At 70.8% G+C, this 12,309-nt stretch carries 13 protein-coding genes; 9 read left to right on the forward strand and 4 right to left on the reverse strand.

Annotation, left to right across the window (positions count from 1 at the left end):
• Positions 1-3 precede the first annotated feature (3 nt).
• The 9 genes from KV106_RS08635 to KV106_RS08675 all read left to right on the forward strand — a co-directional run bounded on the left by KV106_RS08635 (position 4) and on the right by KV106_RS08675 (position 8,819).
• Positions 4-1,176 carry an MFS transporter gene (locus KV106_RS08635; protein WP_261208979.1) on the forward strand — a complete coding sequence of 391 codons (1,173 nt, stop codon included), beginning with the start codon at positions 4-6 and terminating at the stop codon, positions 1,174-1,176.
• A 40-nt stretch (positions 1,177-1,216) separates the two neighbouring features.
• Positions 1,217-2,026 (forward strand): FadR/GntR family transcriptional regulator, encoded by an 810-nt coding sequence (locus KV106_RS08640; protein WP_261208980.1) that lies wholly within the window; start codon positions 1,217-1,219, stop codon positions 2,024-2,026.
• Positions 2,027-2,122: 96 nt separating this feature from the next.
• Positions 2,123-3,046: an L-threonate dehydrogenase gene (gene ltnD, locus KV106_RS08645; RefSeq protein ID WP_261208983.1), complete on the forward strand. Its 924-nt coding sequence runs from the start codon at positions 2,123-2,125 to the stop codon at positions 3,044-3,046.
• A gap of 5 nt (positions 3,047-3,051) precedes the next feature.
• Positions 3,052-4,065 carry a D-erythronate dehydrogenase gene (gene denD, locus KV106_RS08650; protein ID WP_261208985.1) on the forward strand — a complete coding sequence of 338 codons (1,014 nt, stop codon included), beginning with the start codon at positions 3,052-3,054 and terminating at the stop codon, positions 4,063-4,065.
• A gap of 3 nt (positions 4,066-4,068) precedes the next feature.
• On the forward strand, positions 4,069-5,340 hold the full coding sequence (otnK, locus tag KV106_RS08655) for a 3-oxo-tetronate kinase (protein ID WP_261208987.1): 1,272 nt from the start codon (positions 4,069-4,071) through the stop codon (positions 5,338-5,340).
• Positions 5,341-5,629: 289 nt separating this feature from the next.
• Complete coding sequence (locus tag KV106_RS08660; RefSeq protein ID WP_261208988.1) at positions 5,630-6,304, forward strand: class II aldolase/adducin family protein; 675 nt, start codon at positions 5,630-5,632, stop codon at positions 6,302-6,304.
• 45 nt (positions 6,305-6,349) lie between these two features.
• Complete coding sequence (gene otnI / locus KV106_RS08665; protein ID WP_261208993.1) at positions 6,350-7,168, forward strand: 2-oxo-tetronate isomerase; 819 nt, start codon at positions 6,350-6,352, stop codon at positions 7,166-7,168.
• On the forward strand, positions 7,150-8,358 hold the full coding sequence (locus KV106_RS08670) for an amidohydrolase family protein (protein ID WP_261208994.1): 1,209 nt from the start codon (positions 7,150-7,152) through the stop codon (positions 8,356-8,358). Before otnI ends, KV106_RS08670 begins: the two co-directional genes overlap by 19 nt.
• The gene (locus tag KV106_RS08675; protein ID WP_057595876.1) at positions 8,355-8,819 is read left to right on the forward strand and encodes a RidA family protein; all 465 of its coding nucleotides are present in this window, start codon (positions 8,355-8,357) and stop codon (positions 8,817-8,819) included. The genes KV106_RS08670 and KV106_RS08675 overlap by 4 nt, the downstream gene beginning before the upstream one ends.
• Here KV106_RS08675 and KV106_RS08680 read toward each other — a convergent pair.
• From KV106_RS08680 to KV106_RS08695, 4 genes are all read right to left on the reverse strand, one after another.
• The gene (locus KV106_RS08680) at positions 8,812-9,477 is read right to left on the reverse strand and encodes a TetR family transcriptional regulator C-terminal domain-containing protein (protein WP_261208996.1); all 666 of its coding nucleotides are present in this window, start codon (positions 9,475-9,477) and stop codon (positions 8,812-8,814) included. The genes KV106_RS08675 and KV106_RS08680 overlap by 8 nt on opposite strands.
• An 8-nt stretch (positions 9,478-9,485) precedes the next feature.
• The gene (locus KV106_RS08685; protein ID WP_261208998.1) at positions 9,486-10,457 is read right to left on the reverse strand and encodes a PDR/VanB family oxidoreductase; all 972 of its coding nucleotides are present in this window, start codon (positions 10,455-10,457) and stop codon (positions 9,486-9,488) included.
• 31 nt (positions 10,458-10,488) lie between these two features.
• Entirely contained in the window at positions 10,489-11,079 is a 591-nt protein-coding gene (locus KV106_RS08690) for an NAD(P)H-dependent oxidoreductase (protein WP_057595873.1), read from the reverse strand.
• Positions 11,080-11,247: 168 nt separating this feature from the next.
• Positions 11,248-12,285 carry an ABC transporter substrate-binding protein gene (locus KV106_RS08695; protein WP_057595872.1) on the reverse strand — a complete coding sequence of 346 codons (1,038 nt, stop codon included), beginning with the start codon at positions 12,283-12,285 and terminating at the stop codon, positions 11,248-11,250.
• Positions 12,286-12,309 lie beyond the last annotated feature (24 nt).

The following is a 12,309-nucleotide window of genomic DNA, read 5'->3' on the forward strand; positions in this document are numbered from 1 at the left end:
GCGATGCAGCTGCTGCGCAATCCCGCGATCCGGCTGCTGTTCCTTGGCCAGGCGCTCTACTGGTCGTGCTCGATCATCGGCATCACGCTGACCTCGGTCGCGGGCCTGCGGCTCGCGCCCTGGCCCGCGCTGGCCACCCTGCCGCTCGCGCTGCTGGTGCTCGGCAATCTCGCGGCCGTGTCGCCGCTGTCGATGTTCATGCAGCGGCGCGGCCGCCGCCATGGCCTGATGGGCGGCGCGCTGCTCGGCGTGGTGGGCGGGCTGGTCTGCGCCACGGGCCTGGGGCTCGGCAGCTTCGCGCTGTTCTGCCTCGGCGCCGCCTGCATCGGCGGCTACCAGGCCTCGGCCGGCTTCTACCGCTATGCCGCGCTCGAGGCCGTCGAGCCGCGCCACAAGGGCCGCGCCGCCGCGCTGGTGGTCGGCGGCGGTGTCTGCGCAGCGGTGTTCGCGCCCGCCATCGCGGTCTGGACGCGCAATGCGCTGCCCGTGCCCTTCGCGGGCGCCTACCTCGCGATCGCGGTGCTGGCGCTGTGCGGCGTGGCCGCCATGTCGCGCTTGCGCGAGGGCGCGGCGCCGCCGGCCGTGGCGCGCGGCTGGGCCCAGATGCGCGTGCTGCTCGCGCGGCCGATGCTGCGCGCCGCCATCCTCATGACCGCCATCGGCCACGGCCTCATGGTGCTGGCGATGAACGCGACCCCGCTCGCGATGGACTTCTGCGGCTTCTCCGCCGCCGCGGCCGCGCAGGTGATCCAGTGGCATGTGCTCGGCATGTTCGCGCCGGCCTTCTTCGCCGGCGCGCTGGTCGACCGCTGGGGCAGCCGCCGCGTCGCGATGCTGGGCTCGGCGATCCTCGCGACCAGCGCCGCGGTCGCGCTCTCGGGCCAGGACTTCGCGCACTTCCTCGCGAGCTCGCTGCTGCTGGGCCTGGGCTGGAACCTGATGCTGATCGCCGGCACCACGCTGCTGGCCGAGGCGCATGCCGAGCACGAGCGCGGACCCGCGCAGGCGCTGATGGAGCTGAGCAACGGCACCACGGCCGTGCTGATGTCCTTCGGCTCGGGCGCGCTGCTCGCGGGCGTGGGCTGGACTGCGATCAACCTCGCGATGCTGCCGCTGCTGGCGTTCGCGCTGACGCTGCTGTGGTTCAACGCGCGGCCGGCGGTCGGACGGGCCTAGGAGGCGTTGCAAGGGCCTGCGTTAGAGTCGCAGCCCATTCATGACCGCCCGCTTCCAATCGCTCGCCCCCGCCGTCCGCCTGGCCGACCAGGTGGCCGATGCGCTGGCGGCCGAGGTGCGCAGCGGGCGCTTGTCCGAAGGCGACCGGCTGCCGACCGAGTCCGCGCTGGCCGAGCAGTTCGGCGTCAGCCGCACGGTGGTGCGCGAAGCGGTGTCGCGGCTCAAGTCGCTCGGGCTGGTCGATTCGCGCCAGGGCAGCGGTGTGTATGTGCGCGCGGCCGGGGTCGAGCCGCTGCGCTTCGAACTGCCGCACGTGGCCTCGCGCGAGGCGGTGATCCAGATGGTCGAGCTGCGCCGTGCGCTCGAGGCCGAGGTGGCGGCGCTGGCGGCCGAGCGCCGCACGGCCGAGGACGTGCGCCGCATCCGCGACGCGATCGCGGCGCTGCATGCGGCCGTGGCCGTGGGCGGCAACGGCGCCGAGGAGGACGTGCGCTTCCATCGCGCCATCGCCGAGGCCGCGCGCAACCCGTTCCTGATCGGCACCCTGCAGTACCTGCGGCAGTTCCTGCATGGCGCCACCCGCGTCACGCGTGCCAACGAGGCGCGCCGCGCCGACTTCGCGCGCGAGGTGGCGCAGGAACACGCGCGCATCGTCGAGGCGATCGAGGCCGGCGATGCGCTGCGCGCGCGCGAGGCCGCCAAGACCCACATGGACAACGCGATCCGCCGCATCGAGCAGGCCGACCCGGCCTTCTGGCAGCAGGAGGGCGCGCAGCTCGCGCGGCCGCTGGTCGAGGGGCTGCAGGAGAGCGCGGCGGCCGGCAAGGGGCGGCGCAAGAAGGCTTCCTGAGAGTCGGTCGGGGGGGGCGGTCGGGGGAATTCCGGGCAAGACAAAGTCGCTTCAAATTTGTATGATGACCTGACAAATCATCCTGCCCCTTCCTCCATGACCACTTCCTCCCCTCCCGTCGTCGGCCTCGTGGGCCTCGGCGCCATGGGCGCCGGCATGGCGCGGTCGCTGCGCCGCGCGGGCCATGCGCCGCACGTGTTCGACCTGCGCCGCGAGGCCGCGCAGGCCTTCGCGCGCGACGGCGGCACCGCCTGCGACACGCTGGCCGCGCTCGGCGCCGCCAGCGACATCGTGATCTCGGTCGTCGTGAACGCGCAGCAGACCGAGGCGGTGCTGTTCGGCGACGGCGACACGCCGGGCTGCGCGGCCTCGATGAAGCCCGGCAGCCTGTTCGTGATGTGCTCGACCGTCGACCCGAACTGGTCGGTAGCGCTCGAGGCGCGGCTCGCGAAGCTCGGCCTGCTCTACCTCGACGCGCCGATCTCGGGCGGTGCCGCCAAGGCCGCGAACGGCCAGATGACGATGATGACCGCCGGCACGCCCGCGGCCTACGATAAGGCCGCGGGCGTGCTCGACGCGATGGCCGCCAAGGTCTACCGGCTCGGCGACAGCGCGGGCGCGGGCAGCAAGGTGAAGGTCATCAACCAGCTGCTGGCCGGCGTGCACATCGCGGCCGCGGCCGAGGCCATGGCGCTGGGCCTGCGCGAGGGCGTGGACCCGGCCGCGCTCTACGAGGTCATCACCCACAGCGCGGGCAACAGCTGGATGTTCGAGAACCGCATGGCGCACGTGCTTGCCGGCGACTACACGCCGCTGTCGGCGGTCGACATCTTCGTGAAGGACCTGGGCCTGGTGCTCGACGTGGCGCGCGCGAGCAAGTTTCCGCTGCCGCTGTCGTCGACCGCGCACCAGATGTTCATGCAGGCCTCGACCGCGGGCCATGCGCGCGAGGACGACAGCGCGGTGATCAAGATCTTCCCGGGCATCACGCTGCCTTCCTCGACATCCACTCCAGAATGACGACCATGAACATCCTCATCACCGGCGGCTGCGGCTTCCTCGGCGCGCGCCTCGCGCGCACGCTGCTCGCCCAGGGGCCGCTGGCGCTGGCCGGCGCCGCGCCGCAATCCATCGAACGCATCGTGCTGGCCGACCGCGTGGCGCCGCCGGCCGACCTCGCGGCCGACGCGCGCGTGCAGTTCCTGCAGGGCGACCTGCTCGAGCAGGCGCAAAGCGGCGCGCTGCCGATCGCCAGCAGCCAGCTCGTGTTCCACCTGGCGGCCGCCGTCAGCGGCGAATGCGAGGCCGACTTCGACCTCGGCATGCGCAGCAACCTCGACACCACGCGCGCGCTGCTCGAAGCCGCGCGCCGCGCCGGCCATGCGCCGGTGTTCGTGTTCTCGAGCTCGGTCGCGGTGTTCGGCGATTCGCCCGAGCAGCGGCTGCCGGCCCTGATCGAGGACACGACGCTGCCCACGCCGCAGAACAGCTACGGCATCCAGAAGTTCGTCGGCGAGCAACTGGTGGCCGACTTCACGCGCAAGGGCTTCGTGCAGGGCCGCAACGTGCGGCTGATGACGGTGTCGGTGCGTCCGGGCCGGCCCAACGGCGCGGCCTCGAGCTTCCTCAGCGGCATGCTGCGCGAACCGCTGGCGGGCGAACGCGCGCGCTGCCCGGTCGCGCCCGACACGCCGGTGGCGCTGGCCTCACCCGGCAACACCATCGCGGGCATCGTGCGCGCGGCCACGGCCAGCGGCGCCGAGTGGGGCGCGCGCACGGCGGTCAACCTGCCCGCGCTGACCACCACCGTGCGCGAGATGGCGCAGGCGCTCGAGCGCATCGCGGGAACCGAGGCAACGAGCCTGATCGATTGGGAGCCCGACGCGGCGATCGCGAAGATCGTCACGAGCTGGCCCAGCCGCGTGCATGCGGCGCGTGCCGAGGCGCTGGGCCTGAAGGCCGATGCCAGCTTCGACGCGATCCTGCGCGACTACGTGCGCGAGAACCCGCAGGCGGTCAAGCTCGCGGTGAAGGGCTGAGTCATGGCGAAGCTGCTGCTCGGCTGCATCGCCGACGATTTCACCGGCGCCACCGACCTCGCCAACAACCTGGTGCGCGCGGGCATGCGCGTGGTGCAGACGATCGGCGTGCCCGCGGGGCCGCTGGCGGCCGACGTGGATGCGGTGGTGGTGGCGCTCAAGTCGCGCACCATCGCACCGGCCGAGGCCATCGCGCAGTCGCTCGAGGCGCTGCGCTGGCTGCAGGCGCAGGGCGCGCAACAGATCTACTTCAAGTACTGCTCGACCTTCGACAGCACGCCGCAGGGCAACATCGGCCCGGTGACCGAGGCGCTGATGGAGGCGCTGGGCTGCGACTTCACCATCGCCACGCCGGCCTTCCCCGACAACAAGCGCACGGTGTTCAAGGGCTACCTGTTCGCGGGCGAGGTGCTGCTCAACGAGAGCGGCATGCAGAACCATCCGCTGACGCCGATGACCGACCCGAACCTGGTGCGGGTGCTGCAGGCGCAGTGCCGGCGCAAGGTGGGGCTGATCGATCACGCGGTGGTGGCGCGCGGCGCGGAAGCCATCGAAGCGCGCATCGCGCAGTTGAAGGCCGAGGGCGTGTCGATCGCGATCGTCGACGCGGTATCGAACGACGACCTGCTGCGCATGGGCCCGGCGCTCGCGAAGTTGCCGCTGGTCACCGCGGGCTCGGGCGTGGCCATTGGCTTGCCGGCCAATTTCGGGCTCGCACCCTCCTCGCAGGCCAGCGCGCTGCCGAAGGCCGGCGGCCGCACGGCGGTGGTGTCGGGCAGCTGCTCGCTGGCCACCAACCGGCAGGTGCTCGACTTCATCGGCCGTGGCGGCGCGGCATTGGCCATCGATCCTCTGCGCATCGCGGCCGGTGTCGATGTCGCGGCGGAGGCGTTGGCCTGGGCCGCGCCGCTGATCGACAAGGGGCCGGTGCTCGTCTACTCCACGGCCGAAGCCGGTGCCGTGAAGTCGGTGCAAGGCCAACTGGGCGTGGAAGAGGCCGGCGCGATGGTCGAGCGCACCATCGCCGCGATCGCGCGCGGGCTGGTCGAGCACGGTGTGCGCCAGCTCGTGGTGGCAGGCGGGGAAACTTCCGGGGCTTGCGTGCAAGCGCTCGGCATCGCGCAGATGCAGATCGGGCCGCAGATCGATCCGGGGGTGCCGTGGTGTCATGCGCGTTCCTCGTTGGCGCCTGACACTGGGGTGCATATCGCGTTGAAGTCGGGGAACTTTGGGGGGGATGATTTCTTTACCAAGGCGTTTGCGGTGTTGGGGTGATGCCTTGGGGTGTTGAACGATCGGGGCGGGCGTACGCCGATGGGGTACTCCCCTCCGCGAATGTCCCCCGCCTTCGGCTCCTCCTTTATTTCGCTGCGGGGAGTACCCCATCGACGCGCGCCTGGACGCAATCGTTGTTGAACCGCCCGCACCACCGCAGTGCCTCTCGTGCACAGGGCAGTGGGTGCTTCCCGCAGCGAAATAAAGGAGGAGGCCGAAGGCCGGGGGACATTCGCGGAGGGAAGTACCCGCTGTCCTGTGCACGCGCCCCGAACAAGCCAAAAAAACCATGACCGAAACAGAAGCAAGAGAAGAAATCTGCCGCACGGCAAAAAGCCTGTTCGACCGAGGCTACGTCCACGCCACGGCCGGCAACATCAGCGTGCGCCTGGAAGACGGTGGCTTCCTCATCACCCCCACCGATGCCTGCCTGGGTTTCCTCGACCCCGCGCGGCTCGCGAGGCTCGATGCGCAGGGGCAACAGACCAGCGGTGACCGCGCCAGCAAGACCATCGCACTGCACATGCGCATCTACCAAGCAGCGCGAGCATTCGATGCCGGCACCGCCTGCGTGATCCACACCCACAGCTCCCACTGCGTCGCACTCACCTTGAGCGGAACCAGCGACGAACTGCTGCCCGCCCTCACGCCCTATTTCGTGATGAAGGTCGGCCACGTGCCGCGCATCCACTACCACCGCCCGGGCGCGCCCGAAGCGGCGGCCGAGGTCGCCCAGGTCATCGCGCAGCGCGGCGCGGCCGGCGTGCCCATCCGCGCCGTGATGCTCGACCGCCTCGGCCCCAACGTGTGGCACGACACCCCCGCCGCCGCGATGGCCGTGCTCGAGGAACTCGAGGAGACCGCCAGGCTCCACCTCATGACGCGCGACCATGCCACGCCACCCGCGCCGCTGTCGCCCGAACAGATCGCCGAACTGCGCGCGACTTTCGGCGCGCGCTGGTAAGTTCGTTCGAGACCACAATCGCCAGAACTTCAAAGAGACAACGCCATGCCACGCTTCGCCGCCAACCTCTCGATGCTCTATCCCGAGCTGGACTTCCTCGATCGCTTCGATGCCGCCGCGAAGGACGGCTTCGAGGCCGTCGAGTACCTGTTCCCCTATGCCTTCTCCAAGGAGGACATCGTCGCGCGCCTCCGGCAAAACGGCCTGCAACAGGTGCTCTTCAATGGCCCGCCCGGCAATTGGGAGGGCGGCGAACGCGGCCTGGCCTGCCTGCCGGGGCGCGATGCCGAGTTCCGCGAAGGCATTGCCAAGGCCATCGACTACGCGGTCGCGCTCGACTGCCCGCGCATCCACGTCATGGCCGGGCTGGTGCCCGAGGGCCTCACGGCCGATGCCGTGCAGCAGGTGTACGTCGACAACCTGCGCTGGGCCGCCGAGGAGGCCGCCAAGGCCGGGCGCGACGTGCTCATCGAGCCGATCAACACGCGCGACATCCCGCGCTTCTTCCTCAACCGCCAGGACCATGCGCACGCCATCGTCGAGAGCATCGGCGCGCCCAACCTCAAGGTGCAGATGGACCTCTACCACTGCCAGATCGTCGAGGGCGACGTCGCGATGAAGATCCGCCAGTACCTGCCCACCGGCCGCGTCGGCCACATCCAGATCGCCGGCGTGCCCGAGCGCCACGAGCCCGACATCGGCGAGCAGAACTATCCCTACCTGTTCCAGGTGATCGACGAGGTGTCGGCGCAGACCGGCTGGCAGGGCTGGGTCGGCTGCGAATACCGGCCGCGGCGCGGCAGCGAACCCGGCGGCACCTCGGCCGGGCTGGGCTGGCTGCGCGCGTGGCGCGAGGCGCAGTGAAGCTCGAGGCGCTGCGCATCCCGAAGCCGCTGCGCGGCTTCGCGTCGGAGGCCGAGCTGTTCGACCTGGTGCTGGACGGCGATCGCGTGGCCTCGGTCGCGCCGAGCGCGCAGCAAGAGGTGGCGTGCGGCATCGTGCTGAGCGCCTGCGTCGACGCGCATGCGCACATCGACAAGAACTACACCGTGCAGGAAGTGGGCGCGGCGCAGGGCAACCTGTTCGCGGCCATCGAGCGCATGAACGGCCACCGCGCCGGCTGGACCGCCGGCTCGCTGCGCCCGCGCATGGAGCGCGCGCTCGAGGACGCCTGGCGCAGCGGCACGCGCGCGCTGCGCACCCACCTCGACTGGGTGCAGCCCGAGGCGCCGGTCTCGCTCGCGGTGTTCGAATCGCTGCGCGAGGCCTGGCGCGGCCGCGTCGAGCTGCAGTTCGTCTCGCTCACGCCGCTCGACCTGTTCGCCGATGCCGAGGCCGGCGAGCGCATCGCGCGCGAGGTGGCGCGCGCGGGCGGCGCGCTCGGCGCCTTCGTCTACCGCAACGAGGCCCTGCTGCCCAAGCTCGACCGCGTGTTCGAGCTCGCGCACAGGCACGGGCTGTCGCTCGACTTCCATGTCGACGAGGGCCTCGATGCCGACGCCAGCGGCCTGCGCGCCATCGCGCAGCTGGTGCGCGCGCGCGGCTTCGCGGGCCGCGTGGTCTGCGGCCATGCCTGCTCGCTCTCGGTGCAGGACGATGCCGTGGCGCACGAAACCCTGGCGCTGTGCGCGGGCGCGGGCCTGCACCTGGTCGCGCTGCCCACCACCAACCTCTACCTGCAGGGCGCCTGGGACCGCACGCCGGTGCCGCGCGGCATCACGCGCATCCGCGAGGCCGCGGCACGCGGCTTGCGTGCGAGCCTGGCGACGGACAACGTGCAGGACGCCTTCTATCCCTACGGCAGCTACGACCTCGTCGAGACCTTCGGCCTCGGCGTGCAGGTGGCGCACCTCGCGCCGGCGCTCGACTGGATCGACAGCATCACGCTCGCACCGGCGTGCGCGCTCGGGCTGGCCTGGGACGGTCGCATCGCCGCGGGTTGTCCGGCCGACCTGGTGGTGCTGGCCGCCACCGACGAACACGAACTCATCGACCCGCGCGGCCGCCGCCGCAGCGTCATCCGCGCGGGCCGGATCCTGGAGCACACCGCATGAGCATGGGCAAGCCGATGGCCAACTATGCCGCCGCCAAGCGCGTCGGCGATTTCGTCTACATGAGCGGCGTGGTCGCCGTCGATCCGGCCACGCGCCGCGCGGTCGCCGGCTACGACGCCATTCCCGAGGCCGGGCGCAGCGCGCTGCAGGGCCTGGGCTATGCCACCGGCCAGATGTCGGTCGACGTGTTCGAGGCGCCGATCGTGGCGCAGAGCTGGTTCGTGCTCGAGCGCATCCGCCAGATCGCGGCCGAGCACGGCGGCACCATGGAGGACGTGGTGAAGCTGGTGCAGTACTTCCGCCACCTGCCGCACTACGCCTTCTACAACCGCGTGCGCGGTTTGTTCTACCCAGGCGAGCCGCCGGTCAGCACGGTGGTGGAGGTGTCGCGCTTCCTGCCGGGCGACGAGGTGCTGGTGGAGGTCGAGGCCACCATGTACCTGCCGGTGCGCGCTACCTGACGCCCGCGCCCTTGAACAGGAACGCCGTCACCTGCTCGACCAGGTATTCGCGGTCCTGCGCGTCGCCGTGCTGCGCGGTGTTGCGGAAGTACGCGGCCTGGGTCGCGTGGTCGGCGTAGAACTGCGTCACGGCCCAGATGTGGAACAGCACCAGCATCGGGTCGGCCTCGTCCATCAGGCCCTGGTCCATCCAGTTGCGGATCACGGCGGCCGCCTGGTCGGTGCGCTGCTTGCTCGTGTCCATCAGGGGGTTGAGCACCGGCGCGCCGCGCAGCATCTCGGCCGTGAAGATGCGCGAGCGCAGCGGGTGCTCGAACGAGAACGCCATCTTGCGGCGGATCAGATCGCCGAGCACCTTGCGCGGGCCCAGGGCCTCGTCGTCGAAGCCGAACACCACGATCCAGTCGGTGAGGATGTCCTGCAGGATCTGCCGGTACAGCGCCTCCTTGCTGTCGATGTAGTAGTGCAGCTGCGCCTTCGAGAGCCCGGCCTTGTCGGCGATCGCCTGCGTCGAGGCGCCGGCCAGGCCCTCGCTCGCGAACACCTCGATCGCGGCCTGGTTGATCACGCCGAGCACCTGCGCGTACTTGCGCGAGCGCCCGCGCGTGGCGGGGCCCTCGGCGTCCTCGGCGGTGTCGACGGCGGTGGTCCTGGCCATGCGCGGTCTCAGAGCTGCACCACCAGCTCGGCCCCCTTGGCGCGCGAACAGCACAGCGCCACCTTGTGGCGCCGCTCGCTGCCCGTGAGGCAGAAGTCGCGGTGCTCGGCGCCCTCGCCTTCGGCGCCGACCACGCAGGTGCCGCACAGGCCCTGCTCGCAGGACACCGGAATGTCGATGCCGACCTCGTGCAGCGCATCGACCGCGGTCTGGTCGGCCGCCACCGGCACCACGATGCCGCGCTGCGCGAGCCGCAGCACGAAGGGCTGGCCCGCGGTGGCGGCGGCATCGGTGGGCGCGGCGAAGTACTCGGCGTGGATCGCGTCCTCGGGCCACCGCGCGGCGGCGGCCGCGTCGCGCACCGCCTGCATGAAGCCGCCGGGGCCGCAGACATAGAGATGGGCGGCACCGGCATGCGCGGCCAGCAGCGCGCGCAGGTCGATGCGCTGCGAGGCGTCGCCCTGGTCGAGGTGCAGCCGCACGTGCGGTGCCAGCGCCGGATCGCGCAGCGCCTCGGCGAAGGCCAGGTGCTCCTCGGCGCGCGCGAACACGCACAGCGTGAAGCCCTCGCCGCGCGCGGCCAGTGCCTGCGCCATCGCCAGCAGCGGCGTCATGCCGATGCCGCCGGCCAGCAGCAGGTGATGGCGCGCCCGCGCCTGCAGCGGGAAGGTGTTGCGCGGCGTGCTGATCGGCAGCAGGTCGCCCTCGCGCACGCGCTCGTGCATCGAGGCCGAGCCGCCGCGGCTCGCGGCCTCGCGCTTGACGCCGATCAGGTAGGACGAGACGGTGCCGTCCGAGGGCGCGCGCGCCAGCGAGTACTGGCGCGAGAAGCCGCCGGGCATGTGCACGTCGATGTGCGCGCCGGCCTCGTAGCCGGGCAGCGCGCGGCCCCAGGGATGGGCCAGTTCGAAGGCCAGGATTTCGGGCGTCTGGCGCGCGATGCGCGTCACGCGGACGGTGAGCGTGCGTTCGAGGCTCATGGTGTTTTCTCCCGGATCGTTGGGGTCGTGGTCACAGCGTTTGCAGCTTGCGCGCCACGCGCTCGATGAAGCGCGTGCGGTCGAGCGCGGTCACGGCGTTCATGTCGTGCAGCTGCAGCCAGGTCACCTTGCAGCGCCAGGCGAACAGGGCGCGCAGCGCGCGCGTGAACAGCCGCCGCCCGGGGTCGCCGATGGCCATCACGAACCAGCGCGGCGAGCCGCCCGTGGTGACCACCGTGAGCCGCTGGATGTGGCGCATGCCCGAGCGCGCGGCCTGGCCCTTGCGCTCGGCCGGCAGGAAGGCCACGCCGGGCAGCCACACCCGCTCCAGCCAGCCCTTGAGCATCGAGGGCGGTCCGTGGAACCAGGTGGGATAGACGAACACCAGGTGCTCGGCCCACAGCAGCGCTTCGACGTGGGGTTGCACGCGTTCGCGGATCAATTGGGTGTTGTCGAGGTACGCGATGCGTTCCTCGCGGGTCAGCGTCGGGTCGAAGCCCTCGGCGTACAGGTCGATGGCCCGGACCTGGTGGCGGGGTTCGAGGGCGGCGAGCGCCGTGCGGTAGAGCGCGTGGTTGAAGCTGTCAGGGTTCGGATGGCAATGAACGACGAGCGTTTTCATGGAAGGGCCGGTTCGCCGACGCAGCGGCGATACGGGGTCAGAGCCCAGCGAATGAAGAGCCGCACGGTGCCTTATGGCATCCCAGGCGCCGGCATCTGACCCCGGCGCAAGCACCGCGCGGCCCGCGGAGAAATCGGTGTGGTCGTGGATCGGATCCCTGGTCGCGGCTTACTTGCCCGTGAGCTTCTTGCGCACGTCCAGGCCCACGCCCTTGTTGACGAACTGGGTCGTGACCACCTTCGACAGGTCGACCTCGCCGGGCTTGTAGAGGCCGGCCTTGACCATCTTGTCGTAGAAGTCTTTCACGCGCGCCTCGTCCATCGCGCCGATGCCCTTGGTCAGCGACTCGCCGCTGTCGACGATGCCCATCTTCTTCATGAGCTCGATCGAGCCCTGCAGCGCGGCCACGGGCGAGTCGGGGTTGGTCTTGGCGATCAGCTCGTTGGCGGCCTTGTTGTCGCCGTAGAGGTAGTTGTTCCAGCCGATGATCGAGGCCTCGACGAACTTGCGCACCGTCTCGGGCTTGGTCTTCACGAGGTCGGCGCGCGTCTCGATGGTGGTCGAGTAGGTCGAGAAGCCGTTGTCGGCCAGCAGCTGCACCACCGGGTCGAAGCCGGCCTGGGCCTTGATCGACAGCGGCTCGGAGATCGCGTAGCCCTGCTGGATCGACTTCTTGTCGGCCAGGAACGGACCCACGTTGAAGGTGTAGGGCTTGAGCTGCGAGTCCTTGAAGCCGTGCTCCGACTTCATCCACTGCCAGAAGCTGAACTGGCCGTCCTTGCCGATGAAGGCCACGGGCGCCTTGGTCATGTCCTTGAAGGTGTCGAAGCCCTGGCCCGGGTGCGCGAACATGGCCTGCGGGTCCTTCTGGAAGAAGGCCGCGACCACCACCGTGGGCACGCCGTTCTTCACGTTGTCGAAGGACTGCAGCAGGTTGCCGGTCATCAGGAAGTCGATCTTGCCGGCCGGCAGCATCGGCCGGTTGTTGACCATCGGGCCGCCCTGCTGGATCTCGACGTCGAGGCCGTACTTCTTGTAGGTGCCGTCCACCAGCGCCTGGTAGAAGCCGCCATGGCCGGCCTGCGCCTTCCAGTTGGTGGCGAACACCACCTTCTCCTGCGCCTGCGCGGCGAAGGCGGCGGCGGTCAGCGCCAGGCCGAGGGCCAGGCTGCCGAGCGGGCGGATGCGGAAAGCGGGGATGCGCATGAGGACGTGCTCCTGTGGAGGTTT

It is taken from the genome of Variovorax endophyticus (assembly GCF_025376855.1).
In the GTDB taxonomy this organism is placed as follows: Bacteria; Pseudomonadota; Gammaproteobacteria; order Burkholderiales; family Burkholderiaceae_C; genus Variovorax.

Excerpts from the sequence above, each read along its gene's own strand:
- KV106_RS08635 (WP_261208979.1), top strand. The coding sequence starts at position 4 with ATGCAGCTGCTGCGCAATCCCGCGATCCGGCTGCTGTTCCTTGGCCAG.
- KV106_RS08640 (WP_261208980.1), top strand. The coding sequence starts at position 1,217 with ATGACCGCCCGCTTCCAATCGCTCGCCCCCGCCGTCCGCCTGGCCGAC.
- ltnD (WP_261208983.1), top strand. The coding sequence starts at position 2,123 with ATGACCACTTCCTCCCCTCCCGTCGTCGGCCTCGTGGGCCTCGGCGCC.
- denD (WP_261208985.1), top strand. The coding sequence starts at position 3,052 with ATGAACATCCTCATCACCGGCGGCTGCGGCTTCCTCGGCGCGCGCCTC.
- otnK (WP_261208987.1), top strand. The coding sequence starts at position 4,069 with ATGGCGAAGCTGCTGCTCGGCTGCATCGCCGACGATTTCACCGGCGCC.
- KV106_RS08660 (WP_261208988.1), top strand. The coding sequence starts at position 5,630 with ATGACCGAAACAGAAGCAAGAGAAGAAATCTGCCGCACGGCAAAAAGC.
- otnI (WP_261208993.1), top strand. The coding sequence starts at position 6,350 with ATGCCACGCTTCGCCGCCAACCTCTCGATGCTCTATCCCGAGCTGGAC.
- KV106_RS08675 (WP_057595876.1), top strand. The coding sequence starts at position 8,355 with ATGAGCATGGGCAAGCCGATGGCCAACTATGCCGCCGCCAAGCGCGTC.
- KV106_RS08680 (WP_261208996.1), bottom strand. The coding sequence starts at position 9,477 with ATGGCCAGGACCACCGCCGTCGACACCGCCGAGGACGCCGAGGGCCCC.
- KV106_RS08685 (WP_261208998.1), bottom strand. The coding sequence starts at position 10,457 with ATGAGCCTCGAACGCACGCTCACCGTCCGCGTGACGCGCATCGCGCGC.
- KV106_RS08690 (WP_057595873.1), bottom strand. The coding sequence starts at position 11,079 with ATGAAAACGCTCGTCGTTCATTGCCATCCGAACCCTGACAGCTTCAAC.
- KV106_RS08695 (WP_057595872.1), bottom strand. The coding sequence starts at position 12,285 with ATGCGCATCCCCGCTTTCCGCATCCGCCCGCTCGGCAGCCTGGCCCTC.